Below are 15,193 nucleotides of genomic sequence, written 5' to 3'. Positions count from 1 at the left end.
GTCCCGTATCCCCGCGAAAACAAGAGGCATCCGGCCCCCTTCCGCCGTAGCGTGCGCCCTCATGACCGTTCTTGTACGCGACCTGCGTCGCGACGATCCGCCTGACGTCGCGGCCTTCGCCCATGTCCGCCATCTCGCCGTGCCGTTCATCCTGTGGACCCCCGAGGCCGTCGTGCACCGGCTCGTCCACACCCACCCGGACGCGCGGAGCCGGTCCCTGGTCGCGGAGGAGGACGGGGAGGTGATCGGCACGGCCCAGATCGGGCTGGTGCACGACAGCCCGGAGCCGGGTCAGGCCTTTCTCAACATCTACGTCCACCCGGAGAGGTTCCGGCGCGGAGCCGGCGGACTGCTGGTGCGTACGGCCGAGGAGTACCTGACCGGCGAGGGCGCGACGAAGCTGTACTCCTGGGTGCTGGACGGGCCCGCCAACCTGGCCTTCGCCGAGCGGCACGGCTACGAGCGGCGGCGCGCCGCGCACTTCCTGCGGCTGGACCTGGCCCACGCCATGCTCCCGCCGCTGAGGCCCCTTCCCCCGGGTGTCGAGCTGCGCACCGCAGCCGACTTCGCGGACGACCCGCGGCCGATGTTCGAGCTGGACGCGGAGACGGTGGCGGACGAACCGAGCGACGTCGACGTCGAGTTCACGGACTACGAGGCCTGGCTCGCGGAGACCTGGCGGCACCCGCTGCTGAACCGTGAACTGACCACGGTCGCGGTCGTCGACGGCCGCCCCGCCGCCTTCAGCGTCGCCCACACCGACGGCACCCGGTACTCGACCGCGATGACGGGCACGGTCCGCGCCCAGCGCGGCCGGGGCCTGGCCAAACTCGCCAAGACCGACTCCCTGCACCGGGCCCGCGCCGCCGGGTACACGGAGGCTTTCACCGGCAACGACACCGACAACGGCCCGATGCTCACCATCAACAAGTGGCTCGGGTACGAGGTCTGCGCGACGGAGGTGCGCCATGTCCGCGAACTCGGCTGAGACACCGACCGGGGTGGAGGTCGTCCTGGTCAAGGCGGGACGTACGAAGATCCGGTACGCGAGCGTGCTGCTCCACGACGACGGCACCCGCCTCGCCGTCCGCGCCCCCTGGGCCGGCGACGGCGTCCGCGACTTCGGCTTCGTGCGCTTCGAGGCCGGTGACGTCTTCACCGAGTACTACTGGCGCGACCGCTGGTACTCCGTGAAGGAGGTCCGCACGGCGGCCGGTGCGCTGAAGGGCTGGTACTGCGACATCACCCGCCCCGCCGTGCTCACCGGCGGCGAGCTGGTCGTCGAGGACCTCGACCTGGACCTGTGGCGGTCCGCGGACGGCACGGACGTACGACGCCTGGACGAGGACGAGTTCGCCGAGAGCGGTCTGGCGGAGCGGGACCCGCAAGCCGCGGCCGCCGCCGTGGCCGCACTGGACGAACTGGAGCGCCTGGCCCAGGGCAACGACTTCACGAACCTGCTGGCCTAGGACGGCACCGCGACCACCACGTACCGCTCGTCGTCCACCTCCTTGCCCCACAGCGACGGGTCGTCCGACAGACGCTCCGCCCGCACCTTCCCGGCGAGCGGGGCGAGGAGGGCGGTGAGCCGGTCGGCGGGTATGCCGACCGGGGTGACGCTCCCCCACACGCCCTCGACCAGGACCAGTCGGCCGCCCGGGCGCAGCAACTCCCGCCAGTGCCGCAGGGCCCGGCCGGGGTCGGGCAGGGTCCACACCACGTGCCGGGCCAGCACGGTGTCGAAGCGCTGCTCGCCGACGGGCGGCGTCGCCGCGTCACCGGTGAGGAACACCGCGTCACGACCGGCGAGTTTGCCCCGGGCCAGCTCCACCATGGCCGGGGACCGGTCGACGCCGGTGACGCGGTGTCCCTGCTCGGCGGCGAGGAGCGACAGACTGCCCGTGCCGCAGCCGAGGTCGAGGACGTCACCGGCCCGGTCGGGCAGCCAGGACCGCAACCGGGCGGTCCAGGCCCGGCGGACAACAGGGTCGCGCAGGCCGTGGTCCGGCTCGTCGTCGAAGGTGGCGGCCATCACGTCCCAGTCGATACTCAACGCGGTCGTTCCGTCACTGTCGTTCATCACGTTCCCAAGAGTGACACTCGCCACTGACAGCCACGCATCGATGAGTAACTCTCGGGGAAGGGGTCTACCTCCGTGAGAACGCGGAACCCGGTGGATCCGTAAGGAGGCAGCCATGCGCCGTCTGACCGTGCAGAAGCCCCTGAAGAAGACCGACGCCCGTCGAGTCCGCGAGGAGGCGGACGAGCGCCCCTCGGGACGACCGGAGGTCCGCAAGGACATCGCCCGCACGTGGTGGCCGGACAGCTGACCGGGGCGATCGGGATGAGACGCGTCAGAGCAGCCGCTTACGGTAGTGGATGCGGTCGTAGGGTCCGTCCACCCGGCGCTCCACGACCTCGTACCCGTACTTCGGGTAGATCTTCTGGTTCTCCCACATCTTGGCGTTCGTGTAGAGCCTGACCTCGGGCAGGCCCAGCGCACGCGCGCGTGCGTCCACGAACCGCAGCAGCCGCCGCCCCACGCCCGTACCGTGCGCGTCGGGGTGGACGGCGATGCTGTCGAGGAACAGATGGTCCGGGCACTCCTCCAGGACCACGAGCCCCACGACGGGCTCACCCAGCACGAACACCCGGCCCGCGGCCACGTTCGCCGCGTGGTCCGCCTCCATGGGCTGCGGCACCACCCCGATGCGCTCGATGTAGGGGCGGTACGCGGCGTCCGTGACGGCCCTCACCGCGGATGCGTCGCCGGCGGTGGCCGGCCTGATCTCCTCGTGCGTCATGCCCCGAACGGTAGTTACCTCAGGACAGCCTGAGCACTCCCTTAACGCGACCATAAGGATCTCCGTCACCCGCCTCCAACAGGCGATTCCACGGTTTCTTGGGGCTAGCTTGCTGATCAACCCCACGGGTTCCGGCCCAGGTTTCCAGCCCAGTTCCCAGTGACCGTTCGAGGAGTTCCCCATGCCCGCACTGTCCGCGCCCCGCAGGGTCGCCGTCGTCGCCGCCGCAGGCCTCGCCCCGCTCGCCCTGACCACGCTGGCCGCCCCGCCCGCCGCCGCGCACGGGTCGATGGGCGACCCGGTCAGCCGGGTGTCGCAGTGTTACGCGGAGGGTCCCGAGAGTCCGAAGTCCGCCGCGTGCAAGGCGGCGGTCGCGGCCGGCGGCACGCAGGCGCTCTACGACTGGAACGGCATCCGCATCGGCAACGCCGCCGGGAAGCACCAGGAGCTGATCCCGGACGGCAAGCTGTGCAGCGCGAACGACCCGCAGTTCGCGGGGATGGACCTGGTCCGTGCCGACTGGCCCGCGACCAGCGTGAGCAGCGGCTCGTACACCTTCAAGTACCGCGTGACGGCCCCGCACAAGGGCACCTTCAAGGTGTACGTCACCAAGCCCGGCTTCGACCCGGCGGGACCGCTGGGCTGGGGCGACCTCGACCTGGCCAACCCGGTGGCGACGGTCACCGACCCGGCCGCCTCGGGCGGGTTCTACACCTTCTCCGGCACGCTGCCCGAGCGCTCGGGCAAGCACATGCTGTACGCGGTCTGGCAGCGCTCGGACAGCCCGGAGGCCTTCTACTCCTGCTCGGACATCTCCTTCGGCGGCGGCAGCGGCGGCGTGGAAAGCCAGTCGGCGGGCGGTGCCGCCCCGGCCCCCTCGGCCTCCGCCCCGACCGAGGAGCAGATCGCGGCCGCGGCCGACAAGTCGACGATCGAGCACCACGGCCACGGCGACCAGGACGCCGAGACGACCACGGACCCGACCGACCCGGCGGCCCCGGCCGAGGCCCCGGACGAGGCGCCGGACGACGCCGCCGAGGCCGCCGAGGCCGCCGCCGGTGAGCCGAACCAGGTCAAGGCCGCCGGCGCGGGCGAGAACCTCGCCGAGACCGGCGGGGACAGCACCACGCCCTACATCGCCGTCGGTGGCGCCGCCGCCCTGGCGCTCGGCGCGGGCGTCCTGTTCGCGTCGGTCCGCCGACGGGCCGCCACCGGGGGCCGGCACAGCGGCTGACCCCGGGAAACGGGGGGACGCGGGGCCCGTCCGGCGGCTCAGGCCGGACGGGCCCCGCGTGGCGTGCCGGACCGGACACCAGGGGGTCAGTCGAAGACCGAGGCGCAGGTGGTGGGCGTGGCGTGCGCCGGGTCCAGGGCGTTCGCCACCTCGTGGAAGGCGATCCGGTCGAAGAGCCCGATCGCCAGGTGCTCGGACAGGTCGAGCGGGCACAGGTCCTGCAACAGGACGTTGCGCACGCCGGGCCCGCTCAGGTACTGGCTGCGGTACGGCGTGACCACCTCGTCGTACCGGGTGGCGAGGACGGTGTAGCGGACGCCGGGCACGGTGTCGCCACCCTCGTTCAGCTTGGTGAGGACGTCGGAGCCGACGACCTGGTCGGCGAGGGCGGGGGTGTGCTCGTTCAGCAGGTCCTCGACGCCGGGGAAGTACGGCAGCAGCTTCGTGAGGCCCAAGAGCGTGGTGCCGTGGTTGCTGGGTGCGATGCCGACCAGGGCGTTCACCTTGGCGGCACCGCCGAGGAACTTCAGGTAGTAGCGAGGCATCATGCCGCCCTGCGAGTGGCCGACGATGTCGGTCTCGGCGGCGCCGGTCGCGGTGAGCACCTTGTCGACGTGGGCGGCCAGTTCTTCCGCCGACTTCTCGACCGGGCCGAGGCCGTGGAAGAACGGGACGCCGGGCAACTGCCCGTAGTCGAGGGAGAAGACGCAGTAGCCGCGGTTCTTCAGATGGGGCGCGAGGCCCAGCCAGTTGTCGACGGAGTTCCCGAAGGTGCCGTGGACCAGGACGACGGGGCGGGGGTGGGCGGCGGAGGGCTTGCAGGAGTAGTCGTTCCAGCCGGCCCCTGGCCGAGCCTCGGTGGCGTGGGCGGTGGTGGCGGGGGCCAGGGCGACCGCGGCGGTCAGCAGCAGCGCGGTCAGCGGTCTGAGCACGCGTTTCCAGGGCAGCATCGGGTGATCTCCTTGCGGCTCAAGGGAGTTGCGATGGCAGGACGCCCTGTGATCCGGATCACGAGGATGCTGTTCACTCGTCAAGTTACGGTCGAGTAGTGCAAGTGTGAAGTTACGCGTCAGTAAAAACTTCCAGCGCTAACCGACGTCACCAGGCGGGCCGGATCGGCCCACCCGGCGCCACCCGCAGCAGACCGTCGGCCAGCGCACGCACCCCGTCCTCGCCGAGCACGTCGACCCAGGCACCCACGGCCTCCGCCGCCGCCTCCTCCGCGGCCCGCGTACAGGCCCACCCCGCCTCGGTCAGTACGACCAGCCGGGCGCGCGCGTCGGCGGGATGCGGCCGGCGTTCGACGTATCCCTTGCGGTCCAGCTCCTCGACCAACTGGCTCGCGGCCTGCTTGGTCATCCCGAGGTGCACGGCGAGGTCGGTGACCGTCGCACCGTCCGGGGCGAGCCGGGTGAAGGCGAAACCGTGCGCGGGGCGTACCCCCTCGAAGCCTCGGGCGACGACACCCTCGTGGATGCGCTGCGTGAGACCGCCGGCCGCAGCGAGGAGGCCGGCCGTCAGGGCCATGGCGTCGGAGTTCTGCACGGTGGCATTGAAACACTCTTGACGTTTTGGTCAAGCAGCTTGACCATGGGACGGGAATTTAGTCAAGCTGCTTGACCATAGGTATTGGGGGACAGTCATGCCCGTAGTCCGCTCGTCCGAAGGCACCACCCACGAGATCCACGGCACCCGTTTCGTCTCGTACGCCGCTCCCCGCACCGGCAGCAGGGAGCTCTGCGCCTGGCGGGGCGAGATCCCCGGGGGGACGAAGACCCCCGCGCACACCGTCAGCCGCGAGGAGATCTTCCACCTGCTCACCGGCGAGCTGCTGGTCACCCTCGACGGCCGCACCGAGCGCGTCACCGCGGGGGACACGGTGATCATCAACGCCGGCGCCGCCTTTGCCGTCGAGAACCCCACCGACCGGACCGCGACCTCCTGGGTCACCACCTCGGTCGGTCTGACGGCGGAGCTGGCCGACGGCACCCGGATCACTCCCCCGTGGGCCAACTGACCCGCGGGGGCCTCACGCCGCCAACGACCCCGGCATCACCGCCCGCGGCCCGAACTTCGCCCGCGCGCGGTCCGCGACCTCCTCGATGCGGCGGACCTTCTCGTCCACGGGGTCGAAGGTGAGCTGGTGGGAGGCCTGTTCGGCGGGGGCGAGGCCCTCGGTGCGCAGGGCGATCGAGCGGACCCGGGCGCGCTGGAGGCCGAGCGCCTCGTACATGCCGTACGCGGCCCGGGTCAGGGCCGCCGAGTGCGCGGTCGGTTCGGGCAGGGTGCGGCTGCGGGTGGTGGCGGACCGGTCGGCGTAGCGGACGGTGAGGGTCAGGGTGCGGCAGACCTTGTCCACGGCGCGCAGCCGGGCGCCCAGTTCCTCGGCGGCCGACAACAGGGCGCGGCGGTGGCGGCCGGGGTCGAGTTCGTCGCGGGTGAAGGGGCGTTCGGTGGCGAGGGACCGGGAGACGCCGTTGGGGACGACCCGGCCGCGGTCGACGCCGTTCGCCTTCTCGTGCAGCTCACGGCCGGCCTTCGCGCCGACCAGACGCTGGAGCGTGGACAGGGGTGCGGCGGCGACCCGGCCGAGGGTGTCGAGGCCGTACTCGCACAGCGTGCGGGCGGTCGCGGTGCCGACGCCGGGCAGCGCGACGACGGGCTTGCCGGCGAGGAAGTCCCGCTCCTCGCCCTCGGGCACCGCGCGGGTCAGCCCCGGCCGGGCGTCCCGCAGCGCCATGCGGGCCAGCATCGGACCCGGACCGGCGCCGGTCACGCAGTCGATGCCGTACAGCGCGAGGGCGCGGACCCGGATCACCGAGGCCAGTTCCACGGCGTCGCGCCCGAAGTACCGCTCGGCGCCGCGCAGGTCGGCCAGCGCGCCGTCGGGTGGCAGCGCCTCGACGACCGGTGTGAACTCCTCCAACAGCCCCAGCAGCTGGGGCAGGGCCGCCTCGTACATCGGCGGCAGCTGGAAACGTACGCAGAGAATGGTCATCCCGCACTCCCCGGACTCTGGTGCCACAACTTCCTTCCAACCGCGGGCCCTTCGCCCGCGGGGCGCAGATCGACCCAGGGGTGCATCTCGTACCCGGTGGGCATGCGGATCTTCCGCTGCTGCTCCATCGGGTCCTGGGCCGCGGAGCCGGCCGGCGCGGGCTGCCCGTCCGAACCGGCGAGGCGGCGGCGCGCCGGGCCGCCCCCGGGGTCGTCGCCTCCCTGGCTTCCGCCCGCTCCGGCCAGCCGGGCCGCGACGCCCTCCAGGCCCTCCTCCCGGCGCACCTCCAGCAGGTCGGCGAGGTTCCAGGCGGCGGAGCCGACCACGCTGAGGCTGCGCGGGCCGCGCCGCTGCACCACCCCGCGCACCAGCAGCAGCCAGGAGTGGAAGACGGTGTGCGCGCAGGCGTCGTGCGAGTCGTCGAAGAAGGCCAGGTCGACCAGGCCGGAGCCGTCGTCGAGGGTGGAGAAGATGACCCGGCGGCCGGAACGGATCGGCGGCGTCTGGGTGGCCGCCTTGGCACCCGCGACCAGCACCGTCTCCCCGTGCCGGGCCTCGCGCAGCCGCTTGGCCGACACCACGCCCAGCTCGCGCAGGAAGGTGCGGTGGTCGTCCATCAGGTTGCGCGAGGCATCCATGGAGAGCACGCCCAGTTCGGCGCTGAGCTTCTCCGCGGAGGTGAGGTCGGGCAGTCCGGCGGCGGCGGTCCTGCGGCCGCCGGACAGGGGGAGCTGGTCGCCGCGTCCGCCCCGGGCGCCGCGGTGCAGTTCGGTCAGGTGCAGTTGCAGGTCGCGGCGGTTGGCGCCGAACGCGTCCAGCGCGCCGACCTGGGCGAGCCGTCCGGCCAGCGGCCTGCTGGGACGGGCCCGTTCCCAGAAGTCGAGCAGGGAGGCGTAGGGCTGCCCCTCGGCGATCCGTGCCGCCTCGGCCTCGCTGATGCCGTGCACGTCGGAGAGGGCGAGACGCAGCCCCCAGCGCTTTGATTCAGACACCAGTTCGATACGGTGTGCGACCCCCGACTTGTTCACGTCCAACGGCAGGATCGGCACCCCGCGCCGCCGCGCGTCCGCCAGCAGCAGCCGCTTCGGGTACATGCCGGGATCATGGGTGAGCAACCCGGCGTAGAAGGCGGCCGGGTGATGGGCCTTCAGCCACGCCGACTGGTAGGTCGGCACGGCGAAGGCGACCGCGTGCGCCTTGCAGAAGCCGTACGACCCGAAGGCCTCGACGATCTCCCAGGTCCGCTGGATCGTTTCCGCGTCGTATCCGTTCGCCGTCGCGTGCTGGGCGAACCACACCTTGATCCGCCCCTGCGACTCCGGGTCGGAAAGACCGCGCCGCACCCGGTCCGCCTCGCCGCGCCCGCAGCCGGTCATGATGGCGACGATGTCGATGATCTGCTCGTGGAAGACGACGACCCCGTACGTCCCCTCCAGCGGCCCCGCCAGGTCCTCGTGCGGGTGGCGCACCGGCGCCCGCCCGTGCCGGGCCTCGATGAACGGCCGCACCATGTCGGCGGCGACCGGCCCCGGCCGGAAGAGCGAGATGTCGACCACGAGGTCGTGGAAGGTGGCGGGCTGGAGCCGCCCGACCAGGTCCCGCTGACCCGGCGACTCGATCTGGAAGCAGCCCAGCGTCTCGGTGGAGCGGATCAGCCGGTACGTCGCCGGATCGCCCTCCGGCACGGCGTCCAGGTCGATCTCGGCGCCCGTGGCCCGCTTCACCTCGGCGACCGCGTGCGCCATCGCCGACTGCATCCGCACGCCGAGCACGTCCAGCTTGAGCAGCCCGAGGTCCTCCACGTCGTCCTTGTCGAACTGCGCCATGGGGAGGCCCTCACCGCTGGTCGGCACGACCGGCGTACGGGACAGGAGGGAGGCGTCGGAGAGCAGGACGCCGCAGGGGTGCATGGCGACACCGCGCGGGAGGGCGTCCAGTCCCTCGACCAGCTCCCAGAGCTTTCCGTACCTCTCCTGCTCCCCCGCCAGCTCCTTCAGCTCGGGCAGTTCCTCCAGCGCCGCGCGGGCGTCGCGGGCGCGGATGTGCGGGAAGGACTTGGCGACGCGGTCGATCTCGGCCGGGTCCATGGACAGGGCGGCGCCCACGTCCCGGATGGCGTGGCGCACCCGGTACGTCTCCGGCATCGCGACCGTGGCGACCCGCTCGGTGCCGAAGCGGCCGATGATCGCGCGGTAGACCTCCAGGCGGCGCGCGGACTCCACGTCGATGTCGATGTCGGGCAGGACCACCCGCTCCTTGGACAGGAAGCGCTCCATCAGCAGCCCGTGCTCGACCGGGTCGGCGTGCGCGATGCCGAGGAGGTGGTTGACGAGCGAGCCCGCGCCGGAGCCGCGCGCGGCGACCCGGATGCCCATGTCCCGTACGTCGTCCACGACCTGGGCGACGGTGAGGAAGTACGAGGCGAAGCCGTGGTGGGCGATGATGTCCAGCTCGTGGTGCATCCGCTCCCAGTACTGCCGGTGGCCCGGCCGCCGGTCGTAGCCGCGCCGCACCATCCCCGCCGCCGCCCGGGAGGCGAGCGCCCGCTGGGCGGTGCGGCGGCCGGCGCCGACCAGGTGTGGTTCGGGGAAGTGGACGGTGCCCATGCCGAGGTCGTCCTCGGGGTCGACCAGGCACTCGGCGGCCGTCGCCTGCGTCTGCTCCAGCAGGCGGTGGGCCGTGTCGCGCCGGAAGCCGGCGGACTCGACGATCCGCTCGGCGGCGTGCCGCATGGCGCCGGCGTCCTTGAGCCAGGCCTCGCCGGAGTCCAGTTCCTTGGTGGCGTCGATGGGGACCAGACGGCGGGCGGCGTCCAGCACGTCGGCGACCTGGCCCTGGCCCGGGTCGGCGTAGCGGACGGCGTTGCTGAGCACGGGCCGGACGCCCTGTTCGGCGGCGAGGCCGACGGTGCGGGCGGCCAGGCGCAGGGAGCCGGGGCCGGTGCCCTTGCGGCCGTGCCAGACGGCCTCCAGGCGCAGGGCGTCGCCGTAGGTCTCCCGCCAGGGGGTGAGGAGCCGCGCCGCACGGTCGGGGCGGCCGGCGGCGAGGGCGCGGCCGACGTCGGAGTCGGGGCCGAGCAGAACGGTGAGTCCGTCGGCGTGGTTCTCGGCCCAGGGCAGCAGCGGGGTGTCGGGGGCGGTGTGGGCGGCGGACACCAGTCGGCACAGGTCGGCCCAGCCGCGGGCCGCGTCCCGGGCGAGGAAGGTCACCCGCGGGGCCGACTCGTCGACGAAGGCACCTCCGCGCACGGGGGTGCGGTGCCGGTCCCGGCGTACGGAGGTCTCCGTGCGGTCGGCGGCCCCGGACTCGGGGGCGGCCACCGCCAGCTCCGCGCCGAACAGCGGACGGACGCCCGCCTTCGCGCAGGCCTTGGCGAAGCGGACCGTGCCCGCGAGGGTGTCCCGGTCGGTGAGGGCGAGGGCGTCCATGCCCCGCTCGAAGGCACGCTCGGCCAGCCGCTCCGGGTGGGAGGCGCCGTAGCGGGCGGAGAAGCCGGAGACGGTGTGCAGATGCGTGAAACCCGGCACACGCACCTCCCGATCTCATGAACCGACGCCCTATTACGCCTTATCGAACGTCTGTTCCCAACTACCTCACCCCCACCATAGACCAAATTTCGAATGCGTGTGCGACATCCGTTCGGCCCCGCCCCACCTGCGCAAACGCCCGCACCCCCGGACCGTGGGGACATGTCGCACACCCCGGGCACCGGCGCGCGAAACGGCCCCTTCCTCGACGAGTTCAAGGACGCCGTCACCCCACGGGCCACGCTGCTCGTGATCGGCGTACTCGCGCTCCAGCTGCTCTTCATCGCCTCCTACGTGGGAGCGCTGCACGACCCGAAGCCGAAGGACGTGCCCTTCGGGGTGGTCGCGCCCGGGGCGACGGCCGGGCAGACGGTGGACCGGCTGGAGCGGCTGCCCGGCTCGCCGCTGGACCCGCGCACGGTGGCCGACGCGGCGAGCGCCCGGCGGCAGATCACGGACCGGGAGATCGACGGGGCCCTGATCGTCGAGCCCTCCGGCCGCACCGACACCCTGCTGGTCGCCACCGGCGGCGGCACCGCCCTCGCCACCGCCCTGAAGAGCATCGTCACCCGCGTCGAGGAGGCCGAGGGCCGGGCGCTGCGGATCGTCGACGTCGCCCCGGCCTCCGCCCACGACTTCAACGGGCTGTCGTCCTTCTACCTGGTCGTGGGCTGGTGCGTCGGCGGCTACCTGTGCGCCTCGATCCTGGCGATCAGTACCGGCGCCCGGCCGGCCAACCCGCGCCGCGCGGCGATCCGGCTGATCGTGATGATCCTGGTGTCGATCATCGGCGGGCTGGGCGGCGCGCTGATCGTCGGGCCGGTCCTGGGCGCCCTGCCCGGCAGCGTCGTGGACCTGTGGGGACTGGGCGCGCTGATCACCTTCGCGGTGGGCGCCGCCACGCTCGCCCTCCAGGGCGTCTTCGGGATCGTCGGCATCGGGCTGGCGATCCTGCTGGTGGTCGTCGCGGGCAACCCGAGCGCGGGCGGTGCCTTCCCACTGCCGATGCTGCCGCCCTTCTGGCAGGCGATCGGACCGTGGCTGCCGCCGGGCGCGGGCACCTGGACGGCCCGCTCGATCGCCTACTTCAAGGGCAACGACACGACCGTCTCCCTGCTGGTGCTGTGGGTGTGGGCGGTCGCGGGGACGGTGATCACGGTGCTGGCGGCCGTGCTGCGCCTGCGGCGGCAGGAGGCGGAACTGCCCACTCAGGCCGGCTGACCCGCCGTACGCACGCGGGCACGCGGAAGTCCCGCCCCTCGCGCGCGGGACGGGACTTCTGCCTGCGATGGGCGGGCGCTCAGCCGATGCACTCAGCCGATGTGCTCAACCGAGGCGCTCAGCCGATCTGCGTACCGGTGGCCGACAGGGCCTCCGTCACCGGCTGGAAGAAGGTCTCACCGCCCGAGGTGCAGTCGCCGCTGCCGCCGGAGGTGAGGCCGACGGCCTGGTCGCCCGAGAAGAGCGAGCCGCCGCTGTCGCCGGGCTCGGCGCAGACGTCGGTCTGGATCAGGCCGTTGACGATGTCGCCGTTGCCGTAGTTCACGGTGGCGTCCAGGCCGGTGACCGTGCCGGAGTGCACCTGGGTGGTGGAGCCGCTGCGGGTCACCTCCATGCCGACGGTGGCCTCGGTCGCGCCGGAGATCGCCTGGGAGGAGCCGTCGTAGAGGTTCACCTCGCTCGGGTGGTCCACCTCGGCGGTGTACTTGACCAGGCCGTAGTCGTTGTCCGGGAAGCTGGACGCCTCGTTCTCGCCGATGACGTTCCCGGAGGAGTCCGACCAGGTCGTGATGCCCTCGGTGCAGTGACCGGCGGTGAGGAAGTACGGCTCCCCGCCCTTGGTCACGTTGAAGCCGAGGGAGCAGCGCCCGCCGTTGCCGGTGATGGCGTCGCCGCCCGCGACGAAGGGCTTGTACTCGCCCTGGGTCCGCTTGAGCTCGGCCTTGCCGCCGAGCCCCTCGACCACCTTGGTCAGCTTGGCCCACTCGGCCTTCGAGACCGTGCGGTCGGCGGTGACGACGACCTTGTTGGTGGTCGGGTCGGTCGCCCAGGAGGTGCCCGGGATGGTGGCGTCCTCGGCGAGGGTGGTGCGCGCGCTCTTCAGCTCGGCGAGCGAGTTCTCGACGATTCTCGCCTTGGCGCCGGCCTCCTCGACGGTCTGCGCGGCGGCCTCGTCGAGCACGTTGACCACGAGGCTCCTCGCCTGCGCGTCGTAGTACGTGCCCGCGGCGCCGGTGCCGAGGTCGCCGAGCAGCGTGGAGGCGAGCTTTCCGGCCGCCGTGACCGACAGGGTCTCGGGGGCGGAGGCCTTCGGGGCCTCGCTGGCGTTCGCGCTCTGGAAGGTGACTCCCGCGGCGACCAGTGCGGTGATTCCCGCACCTACCACGGCGGCCCGCCGCCTGGGTATGCGTCGGTGCTTCAACTCACGTCCTCCTGTGGGGGGTCGGCCCGTGGGTCGTGGGGGACCTCATGGGCCGGAAGGCTGGTTGACGAGCGTTAACTTTTCCGATTCCACAGGGTGCACACAAGGTCGACTCAAGGACGTGCGCACGACAACTCCAGTGCGGTCACACGACCTTCACCATTCATGTCCCTTCAAGGAGGAGCCCCCGCACACCGGCTGGTGTACGGGGGCTCGTGGTGCGCTGCTGGCTGCGCTCCGGTGAACGAACTGCCGGCCGGACCGCCGAAGCGGACCGCCGAAACGAACTAGTAGACGCTGACGCCGTAGGCGCTCAGGGCCTCCGTGACCGGCTGGAAGAACGTCGTACCGCCGGAGGAGCAGTTGCCGCTGCCGCCGGAGGTCAGACCGTACGCGGTGCCGTTGCTGCCGTAGAGCGCGCCGCCGGAGTCGCCGGGCTCGGCGCAGACCGTGGTCTGTATCAGCCCGCCGACGATGTCGCCGCCGCCGTAGTTCACGGTGGCGTTCAGGGCGGTGACCCGGCCGCTGTGGGTGCCGGTCGTGGAACCGTCGCGGATGACGGTGGTGCCCACGCTCGGGGTGGCCGCGCGGGTGATGTCCACGCCGTTCGCGGTGCCGGGACGGCTGACGGAGCCCGAGTACCGGACGAGGCCGTAGTCGTTGCCCGGGAAGCTGGAGCCGGCCGTCGAGCCGATGACCGTGGTGCGCCCGGAGTTGGAGTACCAGGTGCCGGCGCCGTCGGTGCAGTGACCGGCGGTCAGGAAGTACTCGGTGCCGTTGCTGCTGCGGACGTTGAAGCCGAGGGAGCAGCGCCAGCTGCTCGCGTAGATGGCGTCGCCGCCCTGGATGAGCTTGCTGAACGTGCCGGGGGTGCGCTCGATCTTGAGGGCGCCGGCCTTGTCGCCGGCCTGCTCCTTGATCTTCGCGATCTCGGCCTGGGAGACCGTGCTGTCGACCGTGACAAGCACCTGGCCGGACTTGCTGTCGACGGCCCAGGCGGTGCCCGGGACATCGGCCTCGAGCACCGCGCCGCTGGCGCTGTTGAGCTCGGCGGCGCTGAAGGCGGCCGGGGTCGGTGCGGCGTTCGCGCTGGGGATCGCGATCGCGGCTGCGGCCACGAGGCCGGTGGATACGGCGATCAGCCGGGTCCGTCTCGTGATGCCGCTGCGGGGGGTGGTGCGCTTGATCCTCACTTTTCGTTCCTCCACAGGGGAAGTCGGGGGCCCTCTTGTGGGGTGGGGGCCCGTGAGGCGCAGCCAGGGACGGACCTCCGGGTTCCGGATAGGTCGTGCCCCTGACAAGCGCTGAGGTTGGAGTATTCGGCCGAACGGCCGGTCGGCGCAAGGGTGCCTTTCGGCCGTCAACCTTTGAACGACTTTTACCAACCCCCGCCGGACCTCAGCGCAGTTCGCGCTCTCCCGCCTCGATCCGGGCCGCCAGTGTGTTCCCCGGCGGCGGGAAGGGGCAGACGAAGTGGTCGGCGAACGCGCACGGCGGCAGCAGCGCACGGTTGAAGTCGACCGTCGTACGGCCCTCGGCGTCCGGCGCGGCCGGGCGCAGGAACCGGAAGCGGTAACTGGTGCTGCCACTGGTGGCGTCGGCGAAGACGCCCCACAGCGAGCCGTCGTCCTCGACGCTCACCTGGAGCGTGAGTTCCTGCCCGCCCAGCTCGAACGCCAGCTCACCGCCGAGACCCAGCCCGCGCTCCCGGCCGTCCGCGTTCGGCACCCGCACACTGCGCCGCCCGGTGACGTACGGCGTGAAGCGCCCCGGCACCGACCAGCGGGGGTCGTACGGCGTGGCCGCGATGCCCCGGAACGCGCGCCGCGCCGGTGCGCCCGGGTCGAAGTCGCGCACGCCCCACAGGCCCTCGCGGACCAGGACGACCAGGCGCCGCTCGCCGTGGGCCACCCGGGCCGCGCTCGCCGGTCCCGGGTCGGCCGTGAGCCGCACCTCGCCGTCGAGGGGCCGCCCGTCCACGGTGAGCCCGTCCGTCCCGGCGGCCGTCAGCAACACCGCGTCGCCGTCCGCCGTCCAGCGCCCGGGGATGTCCGGAAGCCGCCCGTCCGGATGGTCCCCCAGCCAGTACGTGCCGGTCAGCGCGAGCGGCCCGTAGGGCGCCGACACCGCCGCGACGCGGTGCTCGTGCCACCGCTTCCACTCGTCCGATGCGTCTGTCGTCATGGGACGAACCCTTCCACACCGGGT

General features: G+C 72.4%; 15 protein-coding genes. 6 read left to right on the top strand and 9 right to left on the bottom strand.

Annotated elements, in window-relative coordinates; translation table 11 throughout:
* Window positions 1–61 precede the first annotated feature (61 nt).
* A complete protein-coding gene (locus tag ACIGO6_RS29180; protein ID WP_399881490.1) occupies window positions 62–988 on the top strand; it encodes a GNAT family N-acetyltransferase in 927 nt (308 codons plus the stop codon).
* Window positions 969–1,469, top strand: coding sequence for a DUF402 domain-containing protein (locus ACIGO6_RS29175; RefSeq protein WP_399881488.1), 501 nt, complete (start codon window positions 969–971; stop codon window positions 1,467–1,469). The genes ACIGO6_RS29180 and ACIGO6_RS29175 overlap by 20 nt, the downstream gene beginning before the upstream one ends.
* Here the strand turns inward: ACIGO6_RS29175 and ACIGO6_RS29170 are convergent.
* Complete coding sequence (locus ACIGO6_RS29170) at window positions 1,466–2,083, bottom strand: class I SAM-dependent methyltransferase (protein ID WP_399881486.1); 618 nt, start codon at window positions 2,081–2,083, stop codon at window positions 1,466–1,468. The two genes, ACIGO6_RS29175 and ACIGO6_RS29170, sit on opposite strands and share 4 nt — an antisense overlap.
* A 112-nt stretch (window positions 2,084–2,195) precedes the next feature.
* Here ACIGO6_RS29170 and ACIGO6_RS29165 point away from each other — a divergent pair, with 112 nt between their 5' ends.
* Complete coding sequence (locus ACIGO6_RS29165; protein ID WP_386287304.1) at window positions 2,196–2,330, top strand: hypothetical protein; 135 nt, start codon at window positions 2,196–2,198, stop codon at window positions 2,328–2,330.
* Between the two features lie 24 nt (window positions 2,331–2,354).
* On the opposite strand, the gene ACIGO6_RS29160 is transcribed toward ACIGO6_RS29165, so the two are convergent.
* Window positions 2,355–2,804, bottom strand: coding sequence for a GNAT family N-acetyltransferase (locus tag ACIGO6_RS29160; protein WP_399881484.1), 450 nt, complete (start codon window positions 2,802–2,804; stop codon window positions 2,355–2,357).
* Between the two features lie 181 nt (window positions 2,805–2,985).
* Between ACIGO6_RS29160 and ACIGO6_RS29155 the strand changes: the two genes are divergently transcribed.
* Entirely contained in the window at window positions 2,986–4,038 is a 1,053-nt protein-coding gene (locus ACIGO6_RS29155; protein ID WP_399881482.1) for a lytic polysaccharide monooxygenase, read from the top strand.
* Between the two features lie 86 nt (window positions 4,039–4,124).
* Here the strand turns inward: ACIGO6_RS29155 and ACIGO6_RS29150 are convergent, their stop codons facing one another.
* Window positions 4,125–4,988 (bottom strand): esterase/lipase family protein, encoded by an 864-nt coding sequence (locus ACIGO6_RS29150; protein ID WP_399881480.1) that lies wholly within the window; start codon window positions 4,986–4,988, stop codon window positions 4,125–4,127.
* Window positions 4,989–5,136: 148 nt separating this feature from the next.
* Window positions 5,137–5,583: a MarR family winged helix-turn-helix transcriptional regulator gene (locus ACIGO6_RS29145; RefSeq protein ID WP_399881478.1), complete on the bottom strand. Its 447-nt coding sequence runs from the start codon at window positions 5,581–5,583 to the stop codon at window positions 5,137–5,139.
* 97 nt (window positions 5,584–5,680) lie between these two features.
* Here ACIGO6_RS29145 and ACIGO6_RS29140 point away from each other — a divergent pair, with 97 nt between their 5' ends.
* A complete protein-coding gene (locus ACIGO6_RS29140) occupies window positions 5,681–6,055 on the top strand; it encodes a cupin domain-containing protein (RefSeq protein ID WP_399881476.1) in 375 nt (124 codons plus the stop codon).
* A gap of 12 nt (window positions 6,056–6,067) precedes the next feature.
* On the opposite strand, the gene ACIGO6_RS29135 is transcribed toward ACIGO6_RS29140, so the two are convergent.
* Window positions 6,068–7,036 (bottom strand): DNA polymerase thumb domain-containing protein, encoded by a 969-nt coding sequence (locus ACIGO6_RS29135; RefSeq protein ID WP_399881474.1) that lies wholly within the window; start codon window positions 7,034–7,036, stop codon window positions 6,068–6,070.
* The gene (locus ACIGO6_RS29130) at window positions 7,033–10,563 is read right to left on the bottom strand and encodes a DNA polymerase III subunit alpha (protein WP_399881472.1); all 3,531 of its coding nucleotides are present in this window, start codon (window positions 10,561–10,563) and stop codon (window positions 7,033–7,035) included. Before ACIGO6_RS29130 ends, ACIGO6_RS29135 begins: the two co-directional genes overlap by 4 nt.
* Before the next feature lie 162 nt (window positions 10,564–10,725).
* On the opposite strand from ACIGO6_RS29130, the gene ACIGO6_RS29125 reads away from it, so the two are divergent.
* Window positions 10,726–11,784: a DUF3533 domain-containing protein gene (locus tag ACIGO6_RS29125; protein ID WP_399881470.1), complete on the top strand. Its 1,059-nt coding sequence runs from the start codon at window positions 10,726–10,728 to the stop codon at window positions 11,782–11,784.
* Window positions 11,785–11,902: 118 nt separating this feature from the next.
* Here the strand turns inward: ACIGO6_RS29125 and ACIGO6_RS29120 are convergent, their stop codons facing one another.
* The 3 genes from ACIGO6_RS29120 to ACIGO6_RS29110 form a co-directional block, all read right to left on the bottom strand.
* A complete protein-coding gene (locus tag ACIGO6_RS29120; RefSeq protein WP_399881468.1) occupies window positions 11,903–12,985 on the bottom strand; it encodes a S1 family peptidase in 1,083 nt (360 codons plus the stop codon).
* A 287-nt stretch (window positions 12,986–13,272) separates the two neighbouring features.
* On the bottom strand, window positions 13,273–14,178 hold the full coding sequence (locus tag ACIGO6_RS29115) for a S1 family peptidase (protein WP_399881466.1): 906 nt from the start codon (window positions 14,176–14,178) through the stop codon (window positions 13,273–13,275).
* 205 nt (window positions 14,179–14,383) lie between these two features.
* On the bottom strand, window positions 14,384–15,169 hold the full coding sequence (locus ACIGO6_RS29110; RefSeq protein ID WP_399881464.1) for a DUF1684 domain-containing protein: 786 nt from the start codon (window positions 15,167–15,169) through the stop codon (window positions 14,384–14,386).
* Between the last annotated feature and the right edge of the window lie 24 nt (window positions 15,170–15,193).

It is taken from the genome of Streptomyces sp. NPDC053750, from assembly GCF_044544295.1.
Lineage (GTDB): Bacteria > Actinomycetota > Actinomycetes > Streptomycetales > Streptomycetaceae > Streptomyces.
Note: the sequence above shows the minus strand (reverse complement) of the source record. Positions and strands in the feature narration are given on the sequence as shown.

Bases quoted from the DNA above. Each gene is read 5' to 3' on its own strand.
- ACIGO6_RS29180 (WP_399881490.1), top strand. From the start codon at position 62: ATGACCGTTCTTGTACGCGACCTGCGTCGCGACGATCCGCCTGACGTC.
- ACIGO6_RS29175 (WP_399881488.1), top strand. From the start codon at position 969: ATGTCCGCGAACTCGGCTGAGACACCGACCGGGGTGGAGGTCGTCCTG.
- ACIGO6_RS29165 (WP_386287304.1), top strand. From the start codon at position 2,196: ATGCGCCGTCTGACCGTGCAGAAGCCCCTGAAGAAGACCGACGCCCGT.
- ACIGO6_RS29160 (WP_399881484.1), bottom strand. From the start codon at position 2,804: ATGACGCACGAGGAGATCAGGCCGGCCACCGCCGGCGACGCATCCGCG.
- ACIGO6_RS29155 (WP_399881482.1), top strand. From the start codon at position 2,986: ATGCCCGCACTGTCCGCGCCCCGCAGGGTCGCCGTCGTCGCCGCCGCA.
- ACIGO6_RS29150 (WP_399881480.1), bottom strand. From the start codon at position 4,988: ATGCTGCCCTGGAAACGCGTGCTCAGACCGCTGACCGCGCTGCTGCTG.
- ACIGO6_RS29140 (WP_399881476.1), top strand. From the start codon at position 5,681: ATGCCCGTAGTCCGCTCGTCCGAAGGCACCACCCACGAGATCCACGGC.
- ACIGO6_RS29135 (WP_399881474.1), bottom strand. From the start codon at position 7,036: ATGACCATTCTCTGCGTACGTTTCCAGCTGCCGCCGATGTACGAGGCG.
- ACIGO6_RS29125 (WP_399881470.1), top strand. From the start codon at position 10,726: ATGTCGCACACCCCGGGCACCGGCGCGCGAAACGGCCCCTTCCTCGAC.
- ACIGO6_RS29110 (WP_399881464.1), bottom strand. From the start codon at position 15,169: ATGACGACAGACGCATCGGACGAGTGGAAGCGGTGGCACGAGCACCGC.